Below are 24,799 nucleotides of genomic sequence, written 5' to 3'. Positions count from 1 at the left end.
GGATGGGGGGATGGGGGGATGGGGAGATCAGGAGAAAATTACTCTAGCCTCTAGCCTCTAGCCTCTAGCCTAAGCGCCTCTATCTCATATTTTGTTTTTTCTCTGCTTTGGGATCACGATTAGCAACTGCGGCTAATTCTGCATCCAACAAGGTGCGCCCGGTGGCGGCGAGGTAAACGTCATCTAGGCTGGGGCGAGATTGGGCAATGCCAAATATGGGCAAACCAACGGTGTTTAGGGATTGCTGGATGCTAATTAGGGCATCGTTTTGCGGTGTCACCACTAAGTTGAGGGAATTACCTTGGGCGCTGTTGATGATTATTTCTTGTACAAACGGTAAATCGTGCAACAGGTGTTTGGCTTTTTCGGCTTCTTCTAGTGGAGAAAATTCGCGGATTCGCAAGGTGATGCGATCGCCCCCTACTTGATCTTTTAATTGTGAAGGTGTGCCAGCTGCAATCACGGTTCCACGATCAATAATCGCCACGCGATCGGCTAAGGCGTCAATCTCTTCTAAATAATGGCTGGTAATCAGTACTGTTGTCCCAGAGGCACGCAGTTGACGCAGAAAATCCCATACCACAAAACGGCTTTCTATGTCAAGACCCACTGTTGGCTCATCCAACACCAAAACATCTGGTGCATGGAGTAAACCAGCAGCTAAGTCAAGGCGCTTGCGTAAACCGCCAGAGTAGGTTCCTGTCTTTTTATGAGCGTATTCCTGCAAACCGAGTAAATCGAGTACCATGTCAATACGCTGTTTGGCTACTGCTCCTGGAATATGATAGAGTGCCGCTTGCAGTTGCAGCAATTCACATCCAGTGAGTACCTTATCTAATGCGACTTCCTGAGCTACATAGCCCAGCTTTTGTCTGGCGATTCTGGGTTTATCTATCACCGAAATACCAGATACTTCGATTTTGCCAGCATCCGGTGTAGTCAGAGTACATAAAGCACGTAAAGTCGTAGTTTTCCCAGCACCGTTAGGGCCGAGTAAACCAAAGATTTCTCCTGGTTCTACCTGGAAGGATACGTCTTTGACGGCGACTACCGTACCGTAGCTCTTTTTTAGATTTTCAATTAAAACGGCGGGAGCCATGACAGCTTAACCCCTAACTATACAAATCTCAACAAAGTCTATCTTTATTGTAGATGAGTAGTGCGAGGTCAGGCGATCGCTTGGCTACGTTCCGTGATTTTATATTGCTCAATAATTTTTTAAGCTTTACCAAAAGATAAGGTTTAAAGCCGAGTGGAATTGTGGGCGATAGCTCCCTTGCTCACCCTTGGCTACAAGCCAAGACAACACTGGCTCTTCTCCTTGTAGATGGTTGTTCTCCCCTGCCCCCTACCCCCAAATCGAATCCGTCTAACATCACGTAGAGGAATAAAAAGAGCGCTAAAATTACAAACCACATTAAATGTAAAATAAATCTTTGTTTTTAGTGAGGGCTTAATTAGAACTCTTGCAAGTTTTTAAATTGCTAGAGCCACTGACTACAAACTTTAATTGTATTAAATTAATTTCACTACATGAGTCAATTTGAATTTGCCTTGGCCACCGTATTAGATGATGCTTCACTTCGCCAGCGGATGGCTGCTGATAGAATGGAAGGCAATATTTGTGTTAGCTTTCGCCGTGAACCAAATTATTTTGCTGGTTGTCAAGTCCAAGGTGAAACTGTCCAAGTAATTAAATGTACTCATAATCAAACTGGTGAGATTATTGCTTTAGGTAGTCGCCTAATTAATCGCGCATTTATTAATGGTGAATTAGAAAAACTGGGATATTTAGCAGACTTACGTGTACATCCAAATTATCGCCGGGGAACTTTGTTGGCACGGGGATACAAATATTTACAAAAATTGCACCAGGAAAATCCTGTACCTTTATATATTTCTCTAATTTTAGAAGACAATGTACAAGCAATACAAAATTTAACAGGTGGAAGAGCAGGTTTACCGCAATATCATGATATGGGGCGGATTTATTCACCAGCTATACATCTAGATTTACCCAAATCAGACATTAAGTTGACGGGGGTAAGTTTTCAACGGGGAAAACCAGAGATGTTACCTGAGATTTTGGCATTTGTGCGAAAATGGCGATCGCAAAAACAATTTGCACCTGATTACGATATTGCTGATTTTCACAGTAGCCGCCTACAAGGACTCAAAGCAGAAGATTTTTACTTAGCAATTCGTAACAATCAATTAGTAGGAATTATGGCTGTTTGGGAACAACACACCTTCCGTCAAACTCATATAGAAAGCTACAGTCCCCAATTTGCTAGGATGCGGTTTTTTTACAATTTACTAGCCCAAGTCACACCGTTGAAACCCTTACCATCTCCGGGTGCGATGGTTCCTTACTTTTATTTAGCATTTGTGGCGATCGCAGACAATAACCCTGAGATATTTCGGGCTTTACTGCGGCAATTATACCGCGATCGTTATCAAGGCCCCTGGCATTACTTTATAGCAGGGTTACACGAAAATGATCCTCTGACATCAGTTCTTAAGGAATACCGAAGAATTGAGGCCGGTGGCAGACTATTTGTTATTCATTATCCAGATGGTGCAGCATCGTTTCATCAAGTTGATGGACGAGTGCCTTTTGTAGAAATAGGTGCGGTATGAGTATTAGTACAATTAAATTAGAAAATTCCCTCTTTCATTGGCAATGGGAACGTAAACCAAGTTTATCTGACCCTAGATTAGCAATTTTAGGTATATTAAGTACTTATATTATTCTAGGAATTACAGTTTTAGGTTTTAATCGTTCTCCCTCACAAATTTTATTAATTATTAGTTCAGCTTGTTTCTTTGATATGGTATTCCACTGGCTATTTAAACAACGCCAGTTATTATTTCCTTTAAGTGCAACTATTACAGGTTGCTCGTTAAGTATTTTAACTAATTTTGCTCATAATTCTTGGCTACCATTAGTACCTGTTTTCTTTGCTATCTCCTCGAAATATTTGTTTACAGCTAAAGGTAGACATATTTATAATCCAGCATTATTTGGTATTACTGCTAGTTTATTATTAGGCAATGGTTTAATTAGTGCTGCACCTGCTTATCAATGGGGTGGTTCTATTGCCATTGTTATCTTTATTATTACAGCCGCTTTATTACTATTTGCTTTACGCATTAATCGCACAGCTTTAATTGTATCTTTTTTAGGATTTTACGCCTTACAATTAGGCATCCGTGCTTATTTAATGCAGCATTTAGTACCACCAGAAACCATTGTTATGGGGGCGTTATCTTCCCCAGCTTTTTATTTATTCACATTTTTCATGATTACCGACCCAGCGACATCGCCTAATAGTAAAAAAGGGCAAATTTGGATGTCGTTGATTATTGTCCTCATGGATTTGTATTTACATAAATTTGAAAGTCTATCAACATTCTTTTTTGCCGGATTTATCTACTTTAGTGGGCGTTTAGTTTGGTTGAAATTGCAACAAATTAAAGAAGTACATCAATTAGATATTAATCAAATATTTAATCCTGTTTATCGCTGGACTTTAATCGCCTTTATAGGTACGACTGGATTTTGGGGATATCAACAATTAGTTACAGCTAAAGATATTATTCAACCAGATTTCACCTTTGAAGAAATTGCCGCAAAAGACGTGGGAATCTCTACCCACAAAAGCAAAATATTAGAACAAGTAGACCCCAAATTACAGCATATTGGGAAATGGTTATTATCGGTTGGTGATGCGGTAGCTGTAGCCGATGTTAATCAAGATGGATTGCAAGATATATTTTTAACTTATCCTCTTAAAGATAACAGCGATCGCGCGGCTTTATATCTCAACCAAGGTAATTTTAAATTTACTAGATTACCAATTCCCGCTTTAGATGAATTAATCAATCATCAAGAAATCTACGGCTTACCGTCAGGTGCTTTATGGTGGGATTATGATAACGATAGCGATGCTGATTTATTATTGTCAGTTGGTTATGGTAAATCCCGCTTATTGCAAAATCGCTTACGAGAAGAATGTCCAGTTAACCAAAAGCTTTGTCTACCTAAATTTGTTGATGTTTCTCCAGAAATGGGTATGGACGAATATACAATTAGTTTGACTGCTAATGCTGTAGATATAAATAAAGATGGCAAATTAGATTTAATGGTGGGTAATGCCATGAATCCATTATTGCCAGGTTATGAAAAACCAACTTACTTTAATATTTTTAAGTTACCCCAACCAGAATATGACAACGACCGCCGGATGACAAATGTCATGCATCGCACTTGGCATGATGCCGATAATGGAGGGGAAAACTTATTTTATCTCAACACAGGTGACAAACTAGAAAAACAAGATATCAAAGCCTTGGGACTCGATGGACATCGCTGGACATTAGATATAGGTACAGGAGATTTAAACGGCGATGGCTGGACAGATTTATATTTAGCAAACGATTTTGGACCCGACCAACTATATATTAATCAACAAGGTGAAAAATTTAATCTTGTCCGAGGTAAATTAGTAGGAAAAATCAGCCATGACACCTATAAAGGCATGAATGCGTCTTTAGGAGATGTCGATAATAATGGACAATTAGATATTTATGTTTCCAACGTCCATGAAAAACTGCAAGCCGAAGGTAGTTTACTGTGGATGAATAGCGGAAACGTAGATAAAATTGGTGAACAAGCATTTACCGACACAGCCATGAAACACAACGTCCTCAACGAAAATCGTTTTGGTTGGGGTGGCGCAATGGGTGATTTAGATAGAGATGGTAAATTAGATATTCTGCAAGCCAACGGCATGGTAGATAATAGTTACGATCGCCCACTACCAGAAACCAGAAATCAAAGATTAAAATGGAAAATCACCACACCTCATTATTTCCAAAATTCTGCATCAGACAGAAAATGCGCTGATTTTTGGTATTGGAACTCGCAAATAGCCTTAACAGGGCCAGATATCCACGGCTATGCAGACAGATGGGCTGATTTACGCGATAGATGTATTTTCCCCTATGAACAAAACCGAGTATATCTCAATCAAGGCCAACGTTTTGTTGATGTTGCATCTCAAGTAGGCTGGAAACAACTTGGTAACTCCAGAGGTATTGCATTAACAGATTTAGATAACGATGGTGATTTAGACGCATTAGTCACACATCAATTTGACCCAGTATCAATTTACCGTAATGATGCAGCACCAAAATCATGGCTGGGTTTAGATTTAGCAGGTAATAGCACAACTTGTAATCGTGATGCTATAGGAACACAAGTAATCATAGATAATCAACTACGCGAAGTCCAAGCATCAAATGGATTTTCCGCCCAAGGCGATAAACGACTATTATTTGGTTTAGGTAATTTTCCACAACAGACAATTCCCGTAGAAATACATTGGTGTGGAGACAAAAATACTCAATATCGGCAATTACAGATTAATCAATATCATCATTTAGTCCAGCCAAATAAGAAAAACTAACCGCAAAGATAAAAATTAGAGTATCTTCTATTCTTTGTGCCTTTGCGTCTTTGCGTGAAACTAATTCATATTTAAAACCACACAAAAAAATGTTCATAGGACATCGCTACTGGTACATAGCCTGTAGTTCCCCAGAACTCAAACACAAACCACTCTCAATCACAATTGCATCACTTCCCCTTGTCATCTTCCGCACCGCATCCAATAAAATAGCCGCCCTAGAAGATAGATGCGCCCATCGCCACGCACCTCTTTCTGCGGGAAAAATTTGCCAAGAACATATCCAATGTCCTTATCATGGTTGGCAATATGACACTGAGGGTACAGTCAAAAAAATTCCCGCCTTACCCCCAGACTGTAAACTTGCCAGTAACTTACACATCAAAAAATACCATTGCTTAGAACAAGATGGCTATGTGTGGGTATGTTTAGCCGACACCCCCGCTACCCCCCAGCCAGTAAAATTCCCTTATTTAGATGCGCCAGGCTGGACAAGCTTTCGCATGAAAACCCGATTTCTCGCACCCATTGACATCTGCTTAGAAAACTTTCTCGACTGTCCCCACGCAACCTTTGTCCATCGCTTTTGGTTTCGCACACCCAAAGCCAAACCCATCAAAGCGATTGTAAAAACATTAGAAGATGGTGCTGTAGCCGAATACTTTGAAGAACCACGCGAAAGCGCCATAGTTTGGTGGCTATTAAGTCAAAAACACACTCAACTACAACATACAGACCGTTTTATCGCCCCAGCTACCAGCCGAGTTGACTACATCTTTTCCGACCAGCGTCATTATATTATCACTTCCTCTTGTACACCTATAGGCGATCGCACCACCGAAGTCTACACCGTCATCACCTTTCGCGTACAACCCATAGGCTGGTTCATCAAACTCTTTTTTGCACCTTTATCACGCTTCATTATTCAACAAGACGTAAAAATGTTGAACTTACAGCAAGCAAATATCAATCGCTTTTTGCAAACCAACTATAAATTCACTCCTGCCGACTTACTTTTACCCTACATCCTCAAATGGCGACAAAGCAATCAATGTAACGAAAACAGCGATTCACCACCACCCCCCGTAGGTATAGAACATCATGTTGATATGATGTTGTAAAATCTTTCTTCCTCCGTGTTTTTTGCGTCCTCTGTGGTTCGTTATGCTAAAAATACTGTACTACCTCATCATCATTACCCTCACAACAAGTGGGGCCATTTTTTATAACTTACAAAACTCACACCACGGTTTAGGCGGTTCCATCGCTTTACCTAAAGTTTTTTGGCTAGGTTATGCGCTATGGTTCTGGTATTTTTTGCCACTTTTGATTGGTATAGATAACCGCATATCCAGTCAATGGCGAAGATTATACTGGATTACTTGGTGCAACATGGCACTAAGAGCCGTCATAGAATTAGCCATGATGTACTTTAGTCATAACTGGCATCCATATTACGGCATTGCCCATGACTTCTTTAGTGCCTTCTTGATTTTGGCATTGATATTCACAACCACACCAGAAACAGAAATTGATAAAGCAGTTTCCTGGAACTTCCGGATTATGGGAGTGATGTTTTTAATAGAAGCTTACTTTGCATATTATATGTTAAGTAATGTGCATTCTGATACTGGAGCAGTATACTTTGTCCCAGGCAAACCAGAGTATCAAGGAATCATGCTGATAACCTGGTTAGTAATTATGGCATTAACTACCCAACAACTCATATTTGCAAGAAAATGGCTTTATGAATATCAACTCCCAGCAGAAATTAACAACAATTGAAGCGCGAAAAATTGTATCTGTCGGTATTGAGTCAGAAATTAGGGCTTTACAAAAAAGTAATCCTTGGCATCATTTTTTATATTTAATATTTCCTCTTATGGCGGTAGTTGGCGTTGCTGTAGAAGTCAACGCTTATACTCAAGGCTTAGGATGGAATTTCACCACTGTAGAATACTGCTTAGGGGTCATACTTGTTGCTTTAGGTATGAACGCCATGTTTTTACTCATTCATGAAGGCGTACACGATATATTATTTCCCTCAAAATGGTTGAATGATTTAGTTGCTATTGTGATGGCAATTGCCGGCTTTGTATCATTTAGTGCCTATCGTTTAATGCACTTGCGTCATCACGAACATTTGGGGAATGAAAACGACCCTGACGATTATCACAATTATACCAATAATGCCAAATTAATTTGGTTACTGCACTACAACAGATTACTCTGGGCAACCATACTATATTTGATTTTTGTTCCTTCTTTAGCCTGGCGTTACGGTAACATCCAAGAACGCCTCAAAGTTGTAAGTGAATACTTATTATTAATAGTCACTTATATAATTATTTGGCAATTTGTACCATTAAAACTTTTTTTCATGACTTGGATAGTCCCATTTATTCTGACTAACTTTGCTATTAATATTCGTGGTTTAACCCAGCATGGGATTACCGATGCAACAGACCCATTTTTAGCCAGTCGTAGCATCGAAGCAAGTCCCATCGTGCAATTTTTGCTAGTGCATGAAAACTTTCATCTCGAACATCATTTATTTCCTAATATTCCCAGTTACAATTTACCCAAACTCCATAAAATCATACTTCCTCGAATTAATAGACGCGTTACCTGCCAATCATATTTAAATTTTTTGTGGCAGTTTATACGTGCTAGTCTACGTCAAGATGAAACTCCCATTGGTTTAAAAAATAAATAAGTTCGTAGTGAGGACTTTAGTCCTCTCCATTTCCTATAACTGATAGAAAATTTCTAGCTATGGAAACTTCCAATATCTCTAACAATTGGAAAAAAATCCAAACCAAAACCACACCATCACGAGAAGAATTTATTCAAAAACTCCAAAACCCACTACATACCCAGACAGAAAAATTAAAAGAAATAATTTATCAAAATCGTCACACTCAATTTGGTAAAAAATATCAATTTAACACTATTACTAACTATGCAGAATACGCTTCCCGTGTTCCCATTCATCAATATGCAGATTTAGCACCTTATATTCAACAAATAGCAGCAGGAAAAACCCAAATCCTCTACCATGAAACAACAGTAGCCTTTGAAACAACTGGTGGAAGTACTCAAGGAGCAAAATTAATACCATATACCGCCACAGGTTTAGCCGCATTTCAACAAGCCATATTACCTTGGATAGCCGACTTATTACACCAAAAACCAGAGATTAAATTAGGCCGTACCTATTGGGCAATTAGTCCAGTGACTCGTCAATCAAATCATACCCCAAGTGGTATGTCCATTGGCTTGATTAGTGATGCTGCTTATTTTGGTCAAGAGTTAGAAGATAGTATTCTCAACTTGTTAGCTGTACCACCAGAAGTGGCTAGGATTGGTGATATCCAAGAATGGCGATATCTCACAGCCTTATATTTACTAGCCACGGAAGATTTAAGTTTTATTTCGGTGTGGAGTCCCACCTTTTTATTGCCAATCATCCATGAAATTCAAGTAAACTATGAGCATTTAATTAATGACATTGCCACAGGTAAAAGGACATCATTTTTACCACCTTTACCACAACGAGCCGAAGTTTTAAAACAAGCAACTGTTAATGGTGTGATTAACACCCAGAAAATCTGGACAAAATTAGCATTAATTAGCTGTTGGACTGACGCAGCAGCCAAAGCATTTATTAATCAATTACAAGATTTGTTTCCCCATGTTTTGATTCAAGGTAAGGGGCTTTTAGCCACAGAAGGAGTTGTCAGTATTCCCTTGATGGGTTGCAATGCACCAGTTCTAGCTATTAATAGTAGCTTTTATGAATTTTTAGATGTCAATGAACAACCGAGATTATGTCATCAATTAATTACCGGAGAAATATATCGAGTCGTCATCACAACTCATTCGGGATTATATCGCTATTACTTAGGCGATAAGGTATTAGTTAAGGGTTGGTTTCATACCACACCTTTGTTAGAATTTGTCGGACGTGGGGGAATAGTCAGCGATTTGTGTGGTGAAAAGTTAACAGAAGAATTTGTATTATCGTGTTTAGGAAAACAACATGGTTTTGCCATGCTTGTACCGCAAATACAACCTCACCCACATTACGTATTATTTCTAGATGCAGATAAATATGATGCTACTAGTGCTATAAATCAAGGACTGCAATTAGACTTGGCATTAACAGCCAATCCTCAATACCAATATGCGCGGAAATTAGGGCAATTAGGACAATTAGAAACGGTGCGAGTTAAAAATCCACTGGATACCTACATTAACTATGCTTTATCACGAGGGCAACGTTTAGGAGATATTAAACCACCGTCTTTAAATTTAAATAGCGATGGGAATTTAAGATTTTCTACCCAGGACTAAGTTTTTTGGATTGTAAATTTATATAAAAAAGTCCAAACATTATTTTTTTTATTTTGATATAACTAGTACTTACGCACTCGCTACGAAAATCAAGGCTTTGAGATTGCTTCCCTACGGTCGCAATGACGAAAATACGTGGTTGGTTACGTAAGTCCTGATAACTATAATTTTCACACTATGAAAAGTCGATTATTACCTGTCAAGGAACTATCTATTGGCGAAAATTATGCTATGTTTAAATTGCTTAATCAGCATTTCCCCAACGTTACATATAATGTATTTGAACAAGATTTAAATAATAAAAACTGGATACTTTATCTCTACGAGGAAGACACTCATATAATCAAAGGTTTTTCCACTATATTGATTTACAATACTGACTTTGAAGGTGAGAAAATTAGTGTGATATATTCAGGCGATACAATTGTTGACCCTAGCGCCTGGTCGAGTTCCACTTTACCACGCAGTTGGATTGCCGCGGTAAATCAACTAAGTTCAATATATTCACAAGGTAAAGTCTACTGGTTATTAATTTCTGGTGGTTATCGGACTTATCGTTTTTTACCAATATTTTGGCAAACATTTTATCCGCATTACGATGTTAAAACTCCTGACAATATCTCTCGCTTAATAGATTTTTTAGCAAGAGAACGCTTTGGTGATAATTATGATTCAAAAACAAGAGTTGTGCGTTTTTCCCATCCGCAAGTTTTATCGGAAAAATTAAATCAAATTCCTCTAGAACGATTAACTGACCCACATATTCATTTTTTTCAGCAAAGAAATCCTGGGCATATTAATGGCGATGAGTTGGTATGTTTGACTGAAGTTTGTGAAGCCAACTTAACCGCAGCAGGTCGGCGGATGTGGTTTGCTAATTTATATGTTGCGCCTACACCCTAGAAGGATGAGGCTATACAAGGATTATAAAATGTTTTAGTTAGGAGTTAATCATCTGCTTGCAGTCCCTCACGCAAGCCCATTGCAATTTTACTGTGTTTCTCAATTTGTTCCATGACTTGTTTTGCCCTTTGAATCACAACTGCTGGTAAACCCGCTAACCGTCCAGCTTCGATTCCATAGGATTTATCTGCACCTCCTGGTTGGACTTGATGCAAAAAGATAATTTGGTCGGGTAATTCTTTCACTGTTACTTGATAATTAGCAACATTGGGTAAAATGCTAGCTAGTTCATTCAGTTCATGGTAATGAGTAGCAAAAATTGTCCGCGCCTGAATCTCTACAGCTATGTATTCTGCTACCGCCCAAGCAATTGAAAGTCCATCAAATGTAGCCGTTCCGCGGCCAATTTCATCTAACAATACTAGTGACCTAGAAGTAGCATGATTGAGAATATTTGCTGTCTCGTTCATCTCCACCATAAAAGTAGATTGACCAGTGGCCAAATCATCTACTGCACCTACACGGGTGAAAATGCGATCGCACACTCCCAATTTAGCAAACTTCGCCGGTACAAAACTACCAATTTGCGCCATTAACTGAATCAACCCCACCTGACGCAAATAACAACTTTTACCACTAGCGTTTGGCCCAGTCAGAATCACTAAATCGGGGAGCGGGGTATTTTCTGCTTCACTACTCCCCAACTGTGTTGAGTTAGGAACAAAAAACCCCGCAGGTAAAGACTGTTCCACCACCGGATGACGACCATCCACAATCATAATTTCCCGCCCTGTCACCATCTCTGGACGACAGTAACCTTGCTGTACCGCCAACTCAGCTAAACCACACAACACATCTGCGGCTGCTACCGCCCGCGATAAATTACGAATGACCTCAGCCTGTTCACCTACCTCTTCTCGCAACTCCACAAAAATCTCATATTCCAACTGATTTAAATCATCCCGCGCTGTCAGAATCCTTGCTTCTCGTTCTTTCAACTCTGGGGTAATGTAACGTTCCTCATTAGTCAGGGTTTGCTTGCGGATGTAATTAGCCGGTACTTGGTCAGATTTAGCACGAGAAATACTAATGTAGTAACCAAAAGTTTTATTAAATCCCACCTTCAAAGTGGGAACTCCCGTCCTGGCGCGTTCATCAACTTCTAAATTGGCAATCCATTGTTGGTCTGCTTCTACGGTGGCTTTTCTCTCATCCAACATGGGATTGATACCCGGACGAATTAAGCCACCTTCTTTAATATGTATTGGTGGTGATTCTACTAGATGGACGTGTAACTTTTGTGCCAACTCTGATAACACAACCGGAACTTTTTGCAAAGCTTTGAGAAAAGGCGATCGCGCATCGGCAACTAAGAGCGATAATTCTGGTAAGCGTGACAAGGAATCTGCCAAAGCTACTAAATCTTTAGCGTTCGCTGTCCCTGAACCAGCCCTTCCCGTTAGCCGTTCCAAATCGTAAATTTGCCGTAACAACTGCCGCAAATCTTGACGCAGAGGGGTATTTTCCATCAATTCTTGGATGGTATCTTGCCTGGCCCCAATGCCTTTAATATCAAGTAGGGGTTGTAACAACCATCGCCGCAAAGCCCGTCCACCCATTGCTGTGCTAGTTCTATTTAAGGCCCACAGCAGGGAACCGTGAAATGTCCCATCCCTAACTGTTTGGGTAATTTCTAGGTTACGTCGGGTTTGACTATCAACAATTAAATAATCAGTAATGGTGTAGGTGCGTAGCCTTTGCAAAGAAATAGTGTTTGCTTTTTGGGTATCTTCCACATATTCCAGCAAACCACCAGCCGCCCGCACAGCCAGAGGTAAATGATCACAACCGAGTCCTTCAAGCGATCGCACTTTAAATTTCTGCAATAATGTAGATCTAGCCTCAGCTTGAGAAAATGGCAGTTGCGATCGCAAGCTATAACAAAATGAAGGTGGTAAACACTGGGGAAGATGAGGCGAAGTTTCTCCAGGACGCAGCAAGCTACCCAAATCAGGTGCATTTGTGGGAACCAGCACCTCGGCAGGTTGCAAGCGCATTAATTCCTGAGTTAAATGTTCTAAATCGCTACCTTGGGTGGTTAAAAATTCTCCAGTTGAGATATCTGCATAAGCTAAACCCCAATGATTAACCGCAATTACCACAGATGCCAAGTAATTATTGCGACTAGATTTTAGCATTCCTGCTTCCAGCAAAGTGCCTGGTGTCAGAACACGTGTCACCTCGCGCCTGACTAAACCCACAGCTTCCGAGGAGTCTTCTACTTGGTCGCAAATTACCACTGCGTAGCCCTTTTCTACCAATTGGGTAGTGTAGCGTTCCCAAGCGTGGTGGGGTACACCGGTCATGGCCACACGTCCCACTTCGCCACCGTGTTTACTGGTAAGTACCAGTTCTAATTCCCTAGAGACAGTTACAGCGTCTTGGAAAAAAGTTTCAAAAAAATCTCCTACCCGATACAGCAGCAAAGCACTAGGATGTTTATCCTTTACTTCCACATAATGCTGGTACATCTTACTCAGCTTACTGCGGTCTACCAATTCAGTATGAGTATGAGGCGCACCAGGGTTATTGGGTTCCGTTGGTTGAGATTCAGAATTAGAAGCGGTCATAGATGCTAGGGGTTACGCACGGAAAAGCCACAATATCCGATGATAACGTGATGTGGAAAATTTCGAGCGATCGCTCAAGGTTTTGTTATCTTATCACTGAGGGTGATGAACAGGCGATCGCAGTAGGGCGACGCTTGACGCACTTTAGCCACATCCAGCAGTTCCAAAAGCTTAGAGGCGTGCTTAATTTTTTGATACTCTCCCTTACTAGTGTTACGCGTAGCAGCTTTTAAACTGGGTTCCAGATTATTTTTGTCAATACTCTCTACATTAGAAGTTTTAGGAATGGCATTTTCTTTAAAATTCTTACCGTAAAATTCCCAAAGCTTCGATTAAATTTGATTTGCCGCATATATTAGCACCAATTAAAACATTTAGCGGTTCTAGTTCAATTTCTTCACCATCACTTCCGTAGGAAAGAAAGTTTTGTAACTTAATTTTATGAATAAACCTTTTAACTTCCACTGGATTCTCCTATTTATCTAATGCTCTAATTACTCAATAGAATTTTATGGGAATTGCAGAACTTGATAATAACCTGATGTGGTAGCCAGAAAAGCGATCGCTCAAAGTTTTGTCATGCTTTCCTGCGACTACTGCGGCGCGTCGGTGGCTACCGAAAAACAAAAAGCCAGCAGACAGAATGACTCTATCTTACTGGCTACATCCAGCTATAGTGTGGAAACTTTATGCTTCTGGTGGTAAATCTTTGCTGTAAATAATCTCTCCAGCTAAATTACGCAGTGATACCGTCATCACCTTGGTATAAGCATCAATTTTCACACCGCCAAAGAATTGTAAACCTTCACTGGGTGGTCGATTTGGTAGCATCCCTGGAGGATTACTTTGGAATATTAATTGGGGGCCAAAGGTGTTATCTAATTGGCCTGGGCCAAATGTACCCGCGTTGAGAGGGCCAGCAACAAACTCCCAGAATGGCTTGAAGTCGGTAAACTGTGCTTTGTTGGGATCGTAATAATGGGCGGCTGCATAATGCACATCTGCTGTTAACCAAACGACATTTTGAATATTCCGGTGTTTGATAAATTGCAGTAATTCAACAATTTCTAACTCTCTTCCCAAGGGTCGCCCATTATCAGCGTTAGCCCAAGCTTCAAAAGCGTTAGGGCCATCTCGAACTATAAGTCCTAAAGGCATATCACTGGCAATTACTTTCCATGTTGCTTTTGATTTTAGTAGTTGCACTTTTATCCATTGCAACTGCGATTTGCCCAGCATATCTGTTTCTGAACTTTGTACTTGCTGAAGATTGTCGGTATTTGGCCCCCGGTAAGTGCGTTCATCTAGCATGAAAATGTCCAGCAATGGGCCATGTTGGAATGAACGGTATATTTTCGATCTATCAGCATCAAATCTGGTCTTATAGCGCATGGGCATATATTCAAAAAATGCTTGTCTTGCCCTTTGTGCTAGCAAGTTAACATCCTTGACTGTATAGCGGTCATCGCTGAGAAGAAATTCGCCAGGATACCAATTATTAGTGGTTTCGTGGTCGTCCCACTGTGCCAACATGGGAACTTCGGCGTTAAAACGCTTGACATTTTCATCGAGTAAGTTGTATTTAAAGTTGCCCCGAAATTCTGTGAGGGTTTCTGCTACTTTTGATTTTTCTTCGATGGTAATATTTTTCCAGATTGTGCCATCATTGAGTAATACTTCGGATTGGATGGGGTTATCAACGTAAACAGTATCACCTGAATGAATGAAGAAATCGGGATTAAGTTGACGCATGGTTTCATAAATTTTCATGCCCCCAAAATCAGGATTAATACCCCATCCTTGACCTGCTGTATCTCCGCCCCAAACAAAGAAGATATCTCTTCCCGTTATTGGGGGCGTGCGGAAAGTACCGCTTACAGGTTCACTGTAGACATTTTGATAATCTAAATCTTGGAAAGTTACCCGATAAAATATTTGTTGGTTTGGTGGTAGATTGTTGAGACTAAATCTGGCTGTAAAGTCGTTTTCTTCTAAAGCCCGTGGCCCGAAAACGCGTCGCACATTGCGAAATGATTCGCTGGTGGAATATTCAATCAACATCCGGGCAGGGCGATCGCAACGACTCCAGAGGATAATACTATTATCTGTGAGATCCCCAGATGCTATGCCGTAAGGTATGCCAGGACGCATTTTATCTGAGGTAATAATTGCAGGTGCTTGAGCAAAAATGCGTGACTGGGATATAAGATTTGTGGCAATAACTCCACCTGCTGTGACAGATGAACTTAGCAAAAACTGGCGGCGATTTATCTTCATTGGCTGATTAGATTTCCTACTCATTATTGGTAAGTTCCCCTGAGGGTTTACATAACAGGGAATTACCACATGAAGTTACGCCAATGAGTAAAGGTTTAGTTATCTCTAGGTTATTAATGCTATGTAATCTAAAGCTTCAATATCTCGGCATGGTGGGTAGCGAAAAACGAGTCCGTACTGGATATCAAAAATTGCAACTTACACCAGAATTTATACAACAAATATACGCGCCCATTGGTTTAGATATTGGTGCGTTGACGTCAGAATAAATTGCCGTCAATATCTGTGCAGAATTAATTAAAGTTCGCCGTAGTGGAACTGGTAATTCCTTATCTAAACTACCCGACGAAATAAACCCAAAAATCTCTGAAGGCTCTAGAAATAAGCCCTGCAATCCTTATATTCTTTTAAAGGCGACGAGCCATAGCAAAGAATCTCACTGAAGAAGAACTAGCTAGCAATTTTTGACTTACTGACTAAACCAGAAATTCAACTGACTAAGCAAGAGGAACAGGAAGTCAAACAAGTTCCTAAAGAATTATACCCCCTGCTGAATTGCCGCCCATTTCCCCTGACTTTTTCATTCTTCTAGAGAACCCCTTTACACTTATCGTGTGGTAGCAAATTCTTTATTTGCCAGTTAGCTTTACGCCAATTTGGGGAATCTTATACATAAGGCTACTTAGATTTAGGTAAAAAATACTAATTAGTCCATACTACCTAAATTTGTACTTTGGGAGAAAATATATCTAAATGAAACTAAAAGACTTAATAGAGCGAGGCTACTTCCCGAAAGAATTGCCACCCCCTTTTCATACATCAACACTTGCAAATAATGTAAATAGTATTATCTCATCTTGGGATATATGTTTTGAGCAGAACAGAACAATAGCAAATCCAAATTTCATATTGACGCAACAGGCCGGAGAAAGTAATAACGAATTTAAAAAAAGAAAAAAAACACATGCGAATAATTTTGTCAATAGATTTAATTCATCAAAAGCTACCGAATTCTCTATTTCAAAAGGAAAGTTATCAAGACGATTCTTGCGTATTCCTAACCCTAAACATTTCATTGAATTATCTGAAAAAATAACAAATAACTGGGCATTATTTGAAAACGTTTTTAGATTATCTCAGTACTCAAAAAGTTTACCAGTTCCTGAAAAAGATGTCAAAAAACGCTCTGTAAAGACTAAGAGCAAAGGAGTAGCTGATTTTAGAAATCAACTTATCGAAACTTCATTTAGCAAGTTGATAGAAATTCGTGTTGATATATCAAAATTTTATCCAAGTATTTATACTCATTCTGTAACGTGGGGGTTTTTAGGAAAAGAAAAAGCGAAAAATTATTTTAAACAAAAAGATAGATTAGATGAACTAATTGACAGTGGAGATATGGATGCAAAGCTGTATAAAATAGCGGATAATATTGACAATTGCATTAGAAGTTGTCAAGAACGACAATCTATTGGTATATCAATAGGACCCGATACTTCTCATATAATTGCAGAGCTTATTGCTTGTAGAATTGATAATATTCTTCAAACTCAATTTGCAAGCATCAATCTTAAAGCGTGTAGGTACTATGATGATTATTACTTGTTTGTATCTACTAAAGATGAAGCAGATAGAGTTTTAAAAGGTGTGCAAAAAACTTTAACAGATTTTCAATTAGAAGTAAATGAAAGTAAAATTAGAATTAAAGAATTTCCGTTCTCTTTTGAAGATGAATTTGCATTAGCTCTATTACAATTCGATTTTAAGGGGAAAAATTTAGGAAATAGTATTAAGCACTATTTTAGCCTTATTTGGGGATTGGCTGAAAAGAATCCTTTAAAGGCTGATAGAATATTCAAATATGCTTTAAAAACATTTGAGTATAGAACAACGGAAATTCCTAAAATAAATTGGAAATTATTTGAGAACTTATTGCTTAAAACGGCATTATTGGAACCCTCTATTTTAGATATTGTAACAAGAATTTTATTGTCATATCGAAGTTATCTAAATACAGAATCTAAAATTAAATTAAAAGAATTAATTGAACTAATAATACTTTATCATAGCCCAATAAAACATAATTTTGAAGTTTCTTGGGCATTATGGTTAGCTAAAACCTTCGAGATTGGAATAGCAGAGACTACAGTAAATTGTGTTATCGAAATGAAAGATACAATTTGTCTATTAGTTTTACTTGATATTTCAAAAACAACAAAACTAATTCAAGGTAATCCACCAGATTTTTCAAAAATAGAAAGTGAATTGAATAGCGACATATTATTTTCAGAATATTGGTTGTTGGCATACGAAGGAGTGAAAAAGGGTTGGCTGACTCCCAGTAATGCCAATTTTCTGGATGAAAATCATTTTTTTAAACTATTAAAAGATTTGGATGTAGAATTTTATGACACTTCCAAACAATTAGAAGTGTACGAACCTAAAAAGAAAGATAAAAATAATAATGAGCAAGACAAAAATTTGAATACTAATTATGAATACACAGTAAATACCGAGCCAAAAAAGCAAGCAATAGATGTACAAGAAATAGATTTTTTCATTCCATCCAACCTATATTAATTTGACTGCTAGTAACTAAATGATTACCTATATCAACAATTTTTGCTAGCTAGTAATCTCAGATATTGCACCAAGCGACTGGAAGTCACTGCTACACAGTCCAAACGCGCGTAGGCGGGTTTAAATATTTGATTTTATTTGATTTTTCCTAAGTCCGCCTGCGCGGACTTCGTTTGTATAGCCGCGTTCGCGTAGCGTGCCGGAGGCATCTTTATAATCGCCAGGACAATTAACTGAGGTAAAAACCTTTGCCTTACATTTTTACCCCAGCTTTACCCCAGAAGTTTATCTAAACTACCCGAAATAAACCCAAAAATCTCTGAAGGCTCTATAAATAAGCCCTAAAACTCTCATAAAAAAAGGGCTTGAAAGCCCTGTAACACTTATATTTTCTTAAAGGCGACACCCGGATTTGAACCGGGGGATGGAGGTTTTGCAGACCTCTGCCTTACCACTTGGCTATGTCGCCGCACTCACAATTAACCATCATACCAACATTTTAGCTAAATTGGTACCTCCAAAAGAAAAAATTTTGCTGCTGATCAAAAAATTGAGTAGTTACTGGCATTTTGACATCCAGGGCAATGGTAAATATTTTTGTCCAATTATTGATTGCTGACTAGACATTTGTGGAGATAGCGTGAAGAATTGATGAATTTTTGCCAAGGATGAGTGACGTAAAATACCAAAAAAAGGCAATATCACTCTTAAGATGGATGAAAAATCAGTTTTTTTAAGAAATTACATATCTATATGTGGTTTTTAGTTCTATGATGACATGAAAATCGTTCAAACCTGGATTAGTTACGTTCCCTCAAGACGAATCAGATGTTAAGACACCCACACGGCGATCAGTAAAAATGAATCAAGTGTCTCCCCTATCAATTGCTCAGGTGACAGATATCCATCTGTTTGCTTCGGAACATCACCAAATGCTAGGAATGCCTACTACACAGTCTTTACAGGCAGTTATAGAGAGATTAAAGAAACTAAGGACTGAACTTGATTTACTACTGCTGACGGGAGATTTATCTGGCGACGGCACGCCTGAATCTTATGAAAACCTGCAAAACTTACTAAATCCACTACAAGTACCAACTTACTGGCTACCAGGGAATCATGACTGCGCGATCGCAATGGATGACATCTTAAGTATAGGGATGATTTCCCGCCGTAAGTCTTTTCAGCGCGGTGGTTGGAATTTTATCTTGCTTAATTCGTCTGTACCTGAGTGTGTGCATGGTTATCTTACAGGTAATACTCTAGATTGGCTGGACTCTGAGTTAAAAATGCTAGGAAATAATCCTAGTGTAGTAGCTCTACATCATCCACCTTTTCTAGTTAATTCTGCCTGGTTAGATAGCAGCAGTCTCAAAAATCCCCAAGAATTTTTTGCAGTTCTCGATCGCCATCCCCAAGTCAAGTTAGTTTTATTTGGTCACGTCCACCAGGAATTTCAACACCAACGTCATGGGGTTGATTACCTCAGCACTCCATCGACTTGCATTCAGTTCCAGTCAAACAGCCCAAATTTTATCCTTGACCAACAATTCCCAGGATTTCGTTTGTTGAAACTATACCCCAATGGCAGTTGGGAAACTTCTGTTGAGCGAGTTCCTTATGGCTATCCATTGGAGTTAGCCGCCACAGGTGCTTAAGAGATTGTAATTTTCACTTCATCGGCAAAACTGTGTTTACGCACAAAGTGAAATGGGCCAGCGACAGATCCCCAAATATGTTCATTGGTATCTAAATCACGTCCTCGGTCAAGGCTGATAAATTTCTCTTCGCTAATTTCAAACTCACTATCTAAATAGGTTTTTTGCCCTTTGCGAAAGACAATGCAACCTTTCCCTGGTTCTACTGTGCCTTTAAAGCTGTTGCCAATCCACTCTACATTCATGTTACAGCCTGGTAACTTTTCTAAATCGTCACCTTTTAGTGTTTTCAGGCGTTCCAGGTCACGAGATGCACCGTAAAACTTTTCTTCTTGCTTAACAGTGTAGTTTTCAATTTGGATGCGATCGCCTGCGGTTACCAATTTTAATACCCGCACACGATATGGGTCATTTAGCGTATAATCATAAGCCTGCTCAACAAATAAACTCACCCCCGACAATACATCCCAAGATAGAGGACGCATACACACGCGAATATGGGCAAAAAAAGGCGGGTTTTCAAAAGCTTGTGCTTGATTACTAAAGTCAGCTGCCATCCAACGGGCTAAGGTGGCAATATCTGTGGAATTAGTCATTACAGATGATCAATGGTTTTTTTTTATTATCTGCAAGTATTGTAAAGCTTAGGGGTGGGGCGGTGGGGCGGTAGGGAGAATTTTAGTTTTGGATGCGTCAAACAAGTTGGCAGTTAGGATTGTTAGAAGCAATTCTTAATCCAAAATCCAAAATTTTATTAGGTAAAGTATTTATGCTAAGACGTTTATGTTTTACTGTTACTTTTGCTATAATCTGGCAACTGAACGCTTCTTTGGCAATAGCGGAGAGTAAAAAGCCCCAACAACCAGATAAGTTTCCTCCCAATCCTCTAGAAATTACCACACCTGACCCTTTACTACCGCCTTTAATTGACAAACAGCAGTTAACTCTCCCGGAACTGCAAAGCTTAGAAACAGCACTGGATCAATTAAATTTGGAAGCAGCGGCGAAATTGCAAACAGGTGATGAGGAAGCAGCATTTGATATCTGGAATCGGGAACTCCGCTTGCGGCGATATTTGGGTTCTGTAGCAGAGGTACAAGCATTAGGGCGAGTAGGTGCGATCGCCTGGAATGAAAATAATAATGAACAGGTACAATATATTACCCAGCGATTACAAACCATTCAAAAGCAAGCACAAAGCTCAAAAATTGTAGACTTAGAATTAATGCGATCGCTTGGTGAAGCTTACCAAAAAGTGCGATCGCCTGAACTGGCCCTAGAAGCGTACAACCAAGTTTTGGCAACAGTGCGCCAACAACAAGACACCAACGCCGTATTGCAGACTCTCAATACCATTGGAGAACTGCATCTACTTTGGTTTAATTACCCCCAAGCCGCCGCCACCTACGAGGAATTACTGAGTTTAACCCCAGGCGATCGCCAAAACCAATTAGTATATCTACAACAGCTAGCTTATATATATCAACAAGCAAGACAACCCCAAGAGTCGGTCAATGTCTTAAATAAGCTCGCCGAAATTTACAACCAGGATAATAATCTGAATAAAATCTCAGAATTGAAACTAGCGATCGGTGCCAATTATGAATCCCTAGCACAGCAAAATCCTATTTTACTACAAGAAGCATTTAACAACTATCAAACCGCTTACGTCACCGCCTGGCAATCACAGCAATATGCTCGTGCAGGTGAAGCTTTGCAGAAATTAATTCTCCTTTATCGTTCTCAAGGACAAATAACCGAAGCTTTGCAAGCTAGCCAAATTCTCATCGAGACACAAAAGCAAGCCGTCAATTTTTATGGCATGATGCAAGCCTACGACCAAATTGGGCAATTGTATCTAGAACAAAAAAATTATCCTCAAGCACTCACAGCCTTTCAACAAGGATTACAACTAGCACAACAACTCAAACACGAAGAATCATATTTTACTCAGCAGATTGAAAAAGTACCAACCGCTAATTTTCAAGAAACCAAATAAAAATCAGGACTTACGTAACCAACCACATATTTTCGTCATTGCGACCGTAGGGAAGCAATCTCAAAGCCTTAATTTTTGTAGCGAGTGCGTAAGTCCTAAAAATGTTTGCTCGTAGTCAGGACTTTAGTCCTGTCTTGAAAAACTTCAGTCCCTACTACAAACTTTTCATTATCAGGAAATGCCAGAGTATAAACATACTCTGGCATTTGTCTGTTTTATTTGCTAATTAAGCCTTTGTTGATTCTAATTTCTCCGATGCTTGAACCAGCTGATAAAGTCTGGCTTCAAACTTTTCTGTACACGCCGACCAATCATATTGAAGTATAGAAGGACGAGCTTGTGCAGTCATTTCTGCTTTAAGTGGAGAATTTTTGAGAATTGTCACCACCTTCTGGGCAAAATCTGCGGGGTTGTTGGGTTCAGCTAAAAAGCCGTTGTGACCAGGAAAAACCTGCTCGGCAGTTGAAGGTGCAACCACAGCAACTACAGGAGTACCAGAAGCTAAAGCCTCGTTATTTGTAGTACAGAAATTTTCGGTTGCTGAGGGATTGACAAAGATATCTGCACGAGCAAACCAACCCAACAGTTCAGTACCGTGAGATTCACCCCAGACAGTAATCCCAGATTTAAACTTGCTAGCACGTCGCCGCAATTCATCATCAAGGGGTCCACTACCAATAACCACCAAATGAACATCAGGAATTTCAGCGGCAATCAGCGGAAACATATCTATCAGTTGCATCACATTCTTTTCCGCCGTAATCCGTCCCACAAACAAAATAATTGGTCTGTGGTCATCAGGAATGGGGTTGTAGATAATATTTCGGGGATGAAATTTCTCACAATCAATTCCCTGATAGGGAAGATATTCACCACGTTGACAGTTCAGCAATTCATACTTATGTAGTTGTTCTCGAGAAGAAAACAAATTGGCATCATAAGCCTCAGTGGATTGCTTAACTAACATGGGAATAATCGGACGCATCAAGTTAAACCACTGTTGGCCTAAGTAGTATTGGATATAGGCAACAATGTCAGTATGAAAGATAGATATGATGGGAGTACCTGTTTTTTGAGCGTATTCCACACCAATTGAACGACCATAACCTTGCAAGAAAAGTGAGTAGAAACCCCTCATTTGTGGAGCCTCTTCAACTACTATAATATCGGGTTGGAAGTTTTCTAATAACTTAGTATCGCTCCAATGTCGATAATTTAGTGGTTGGGGTAGAGACTTGTAGAAAATCAGCGGGCGTGTGGGAAATGCGTAAGCACAAAAGTTGGGAAAAGGCAATAATTCATCTAGTCCTGGCATGGGGCGATCGCCCACATTTTTAGGATACTTATCATTGATTTCTGGATGGACGAGAAAGACTTCATGACCTTGTTGTAGTAACCAGCGAACTCGTTGATGTACTGCGACTGAAACGCCCGTCAAAAAAGGAGAGTACAATCCTGTAAACAGCGCAATGCGAAGAGGTTGCTTGTTCATAGTTTCAATGTATTTGCGTATTTTGATTCAGAGAAGTACTGGTGTTGAGAAACTTGAACACCCATTTACCCTGATGAACTCGAATTTAGGATTTACGCATTGACACCGTTACCGAATTGTACAGAGTAGATTTTTACCCTATACTCTGCTGAACAATGAGAGTATTCAAAGAGATGTATGGCGATCAACAGATTGCTCTAATACTTGATAAGGGCGGTATTCCAATAGCCGAATCCTCCAGGAATTTTTGATTTGATAAGTAATACCACGCCACTTAACTTTTGGCATCCATAAAGATGACAGCATTGCTAACCCAGAAACCCATTGTGTAAAGGGAATGCCCATTAACATTTTCAAGATGTGAGTAACTGACAATTGTGTGCGAGGCTGACCATGAAATTGCAGAACTTGCTGTACTCCTCGCTCTAAGAAAAGTATGATTAACATCAAAGCCACTACATAGCTGCCATAGGAACTAAAAGACAAGGCCGCAGCATACCATTGTCCAGTGAACAAGGCTGCCAAAGATAGCAGCATGAGAATAGTAGGAAGGAATATGGTAAAAATCGCATTACCAATTACAGCTAACCATCTAGGATGATATAGCCGAGAACAAAGTAGTTGGCGTTTCATCCAGTATCTGAATCCTGGTAAATCACATTCTTCCTGATTGAGCATGATCAAAGAAGGTACAAATCTAACCTGTATTTTGTATTTACCTAAAACACTACGTACCATAGTATCTTCACATAAAGCTTTCCCCCACTTATCTAACAATCCTGTTTGGTGAAGTACTTCTGTTTTAATCGCCAAAGTACCACCCCAAGGAATTTTGTATATGTACATCTGAACTACCGCAGAAACATTCCAGATATACCGTACTAAAGAGCCTAAATTGTTGCCTGTAGGCAAATACCAACGATTACCAGTTGTTGCTCCGACTTGAGGATTAGTTAGAGGAGTAACTAATTCACGCAGCCAATTGGGATGGGCTATTGTATCAGCATCTACTAAAGCAATTACTTTGTAAGAATCGTCTAATTCTGAAACAGCTTGTAATAGAGAACTACACTTAAGGCTACAGTTTTTGCGTATTATTCTTAAAGGACTAATTTGAACATTGGTTGCTCCTTCTGCCTCAATCGTCTTGGTAGCAATTGTCCATGCCGGATCTTCCATACGATCAACAACCAACTTTAAATCATAGTATGGGTAGTTCTGATTTAATAGGGCTTTTAAACAGTCACCTAAGAACGGATCAGCACCACGCAAACAAAGAATTACCGCTGTTTTAGGCAACTGTTGATCTGGTAATAAGTTATTTTTGTGTGAAGACAGACGCCACAAAAATACCAGTGATAAACATACCTGAATAGCCAGGCTAATGGATAAAGCTTGAGATAGAAATATTACCAATTTGTTCATCTTTATAC

20 protein-coding genes and 1 tRNA gene are annotated in these 24,799 nt (G+C 39.5%); 12 read left to right on the top strand and 9 right to left on the bottom strand.

Annotation, left to right across the window (positions count from 1 at the left end; genetic code table 11):
* Positions 1 to 79 precede the first annotated feature (79 nt).
* Positions 80 to 1,099, bottom strand: a complete 1,020-nt coding sequence (locus ACM0OS_RS09710; protein ID WP_414542973.1) for an ATP-binding cassette domain-containing protein — start codon at positions 1,097 to 1,099, stop codon at positions 80 to 82.
* 434 nt (positions 1,100 to 1,533) lie between these two features.
* On the opposite strand from ACM0OS_RS09710, the gene ACM0OS_RS09705 reads away from it, so the two are divergent.
* The 7 genes from ACM0OS_RS09705 (at position 1,534) to ACM0OS_RS09675 (ending at position 10,730) form a co-directional block, all read left to right on the top strand.
* Positions 1,534 to 2,640 carry a hypothetical protein gene (locus ACM0OS_RS09705; protein ID WP_414542972.1) on the top strand — a complete coding sequence of 369 codons (1,107 nt, stop codon included), beginning with the start codon at positions 1,534 to 1,536 and terminating at the stop codon, positions 2,638 to 2,640.
* A complete protein-coding gene (locus tag ACM0OS_RS09700) occupies positions 2,637 to 5,471 on the top strand; it encodes an FG-GAP-like repeat-containing protein (protein ID WP_414542971.1) in 2,835 nt (944 codons plus the stop codon). The genes ACM0OS_RS09705 and ACM0OS_RS09700 overlap by 4 nt, the downstream gene beginning before the upstream one ends.
* A gap of 89 nt (positions 5,472 to 5,560) precedes the next feature.
* The gene (locus tag ACM0OS_RS09695) at positions 5,561 to 6,592 is read left to right on the top strand and encodes a Rieske 2Fe-2S domain-containing protein (protein ID WP_414542970.1); all 1,032 of its coding nucleotides are present in this window, start codon (positions 5,561 to 5,563) and stop codon (positions 6,590 to 6,592) included.
* A gap of 43 nt (positions 6,593 to 6,635) precedes the next feature.
* Entirely contained in the window at positions 6,636 to 7,256 is a 621-nt protein-coding gene (locus tag ACM0OS_RS09690; RefSeq protein WP_414542969.1) for a hypothetical protein, read from the top strand.
* Positions 7,219 to 8,187 carry a fatty acid desaturase family protein gene (locus ACM0OS_RS09685; protein WP_414542968.1) on the top strand — a complete coding sequence of 323 codons (969 nt, stop codon included), beginning with the start codon at positions 7,219 to 7,221 and terminating at the stop codon, positions 8,185 to 8,187. The genes ACM0OS_RS09690 and ACM0OS_RS09685 overlap by 38 nt, the downstream gene beginning before the upstream one ends.
* A gap of 59 nt (positions 8,188 to 8,246) precedes the next feature.
* Positions 8,247 to 9,827, top strand: a complete 1,581-nt coding sequence (locus tag ACM0OS_RS09680) for a GH3 auxin-responsive promoter family protein (RefSeq protein WP_414542967.1) — start codon at positions 8,247 to 8,249, stop codon at positions 9,825 to 9,827.
* 177 nt (positions 9,828 to 10,004) lie between these two features.
* Positions 10,005 to 10,730 (top strand): hypothetical protein, encoded by a 726-nt coding sequence (locus tag ACM0OS_RS09675; RefSeq protein ID WP_414542966.1) that lies wholly within the window; start codon positions 10,005 to 10,007, stop codon positions 10,728 to 10,730.
* A 44-nt stretch (positions 10,731 to 10,774) separates the two neighbouring features.
* Here the strand turns inward: ACM0OS_RS09675 and mutS are convergent, their stop codons facing one another.
* From mutS to ACM0OS_RS09660, 3 genes are all read right to left on the bottom strand, one after another.
* A complete protein-coding gene (gene mutS / locus ACM0OS_RS09670) occupies positions 10,775 to 13,360 on the bottom strand; it encodes a DNA mismatch repair protein MutS (RefSeq protein ID WP_414542965.1) in 2,586 nt (861 codons plus the stop codon).
* A gap of 74 nt (positions 13,361 to 13,434) precedes the next feature.
* Positions 13,435 to 13,620 carry a DUF4276 family protein gene (locus ACM0OS_RS09665; RefSeq protein ID WP_414542976.1) on the bottom strand — a complete coding sequence of 62 codons (186 nt, stop codon included), beginning with the start codon at positions 13,618 to 13,620 and terminating at the stop codon, positions 13,435 to 13,437.
* Between the two features lie 46 nt (positions 13,621 to 13,666).
* Positions 13,667 to 13,825, bottom strand: a complete 159-nt coding sequence (locus tag ACM0OS_RS09660; protein ID WP_414542964.1) for an AAA family ATPase — start codon at positions 13,823 to 13,825, stop codon at positions 13,667 to 13,669.
* Between the two features lie 78 nt (positions 13,826 to 13,903).
* On the opposite strand from ACM0OS_RS09660, the gene ACM0OS_RS09655 reads away from it, so the two are divergent.
* Positions 13,904 to 14,065, top strand: a complete 162-nt coding sequence (locus ACM0OS_RS09655; protein ID WP_414542963.1) for a hypothetical protein — start codon at positions 13,904 to 13,906, stop codon at positions 14,063 to 14,065.
* Here the strand turns inward: ACM0OS_RS09655 and ACM0OS_RS09650 are convergent.
* Complete coding sequence (locus tag ACM0OS_RS09650; protein WP_414542962.1) at positions 14,048 to 15,661, bottom strand: alkaline phosphatase D family protein; 1,614 nt, start codon at positions 15,659 to 15,661, stop codon at positions 14,048 to 14,050. The genes ACM0OS_RS09655 and ACM0OS_RS09650 overlap by 18 nt on opposite strands.
* 59 nt (positions 15,662 to 15,720) lie before the next feature.
* Here ACM0OS_RS09650 and ACM0OS_RS09645 point away from each other — a divergent pair, with 59 nt between their 5' ends.
* A complete protein-coding gene (locus ACM0OS_RS09645) occupies positions 15,721 to 15,906 on the top strand; it encodes an XdhC family protein (RefSeq protein WP_414542961.1) in 186 nt (61 codons plus the stop codon).
* Positions 15,907 to 16,390: 484 nt separating this feature from the next.
* Entirely contained in the window at positions 16,391 to 18,217 is a 1,827-nt protein-coding gene (locus tag ACM0OS_RS09640; RefSeq protein ID WP_414542960.1) for an RNA-directed DNA polymerase, read from the top strand.
* Between the two features lie 397 nt (positions 18,218 to 18,614).
* Here the strand turns inward: ACM0OS_RS09640 and ACM0OS_RS09635 are convergent.
* Positions 18,615 to 18,686 (bottom strand) — tRNA-Cys (locus ACM0OS_RS09635).
* Positions 18,687 to 19,077: 391 nt separating this feature from the next.
* Here ACM0OS_RS09635 and cpdA point away from each other — a divergent pair.
* Positions 19,078 to 19,875, top strand: a complete 798-nt coding sequence (gene cpdA, locus ACM0OS_RS09630) for a 3',5'-cyclic-AMP phosphodiesterase (RefSeq protein ID WP_414542959.1) — start codon at positions 19,078 to 19,080, stop codon at positions 19,873 to 19,875.
* On the opposite strand, the gene ACM0OS_RS09625 is transcribed toward cpdA, so the two are convergent.
* Positions 19,872 to 20,471 (bottom strand): chromophore lyase CpcT/CpeT, encoded by a 600-nt coding sequence (locus ACM0OS_RS09625; RefSeq protein ID WP_414542958.1) that lies wholly within the window; start codon positions 20,469 to 20,471, stop codon positions 19,872 to 19,874. The genes cpdA and ACM0OS_RS09625 overlap by 4 nt on opposite strands.
* 173 nt (positions 20,472 to 20,644) lie before the next feature.
* On the opposite strand from ACM0OS_RS09625, the gene ACM0OS_RS09620 reads away from it, so the two are divergent.
* The gene (locus tag ACM0OS_RS09620) at positions 20,645 to 21,874 is read left to right on the top strand and encodes a tetratricopeptide repeat protein (protein WP_414542975.1); all 1,230 of its coding nucleotides are present in this window, start codon (positions 20,645 to 20,647) and stop codon (positions 21,872 to 21,874) included.
* A 226-nt stretch (positions 21,875 to 22,100) separates the two neighbouring features.
* Here ACM0OS_RS09620 and ACM0OS_RS09615 read toward each other — a convergent pair whose 3' ends face one another.
* A complete protein-coding gene (locus ACM0OS_RS09615) occupies positions 22,101 to 23,366 on the bottom strand; it encodes a glycosyltransferase (protein ID WP_414542957.1) in 1,266 nt (421 codons plus the stop codon).
* Positions 23,367 to 23,531: 165 nt separating this feature from the next.
* Positions 23,532 to 24,791 (bottom strand): glycosyltransferase, encoded by a 1,260-nt coding sequence (locus ACM0OS_RS09610; RefSeq protein ID WP_414542956.1) that lies wholly within the window; start codon positions 24,789 to 24,791, stop codon positions 23,532 to 23,534.
* Between the last annotated feature and the right edge of the window lie 8 nt (positions 24,792 to 24,799).

The organism is Nostoc sp. CCY0012, from assembly GCF_963920855.1.
In the GTDB taxonomy this organism is placed as follows: Bacteria; Cyanobacteriota; Cyanobacteriia; order Cyanobacteriales; family Nostocaceae; genus Cyanocohniella.
This window is presented reverse-complemented; position numbering and strand designations above follow the sequence as displayed.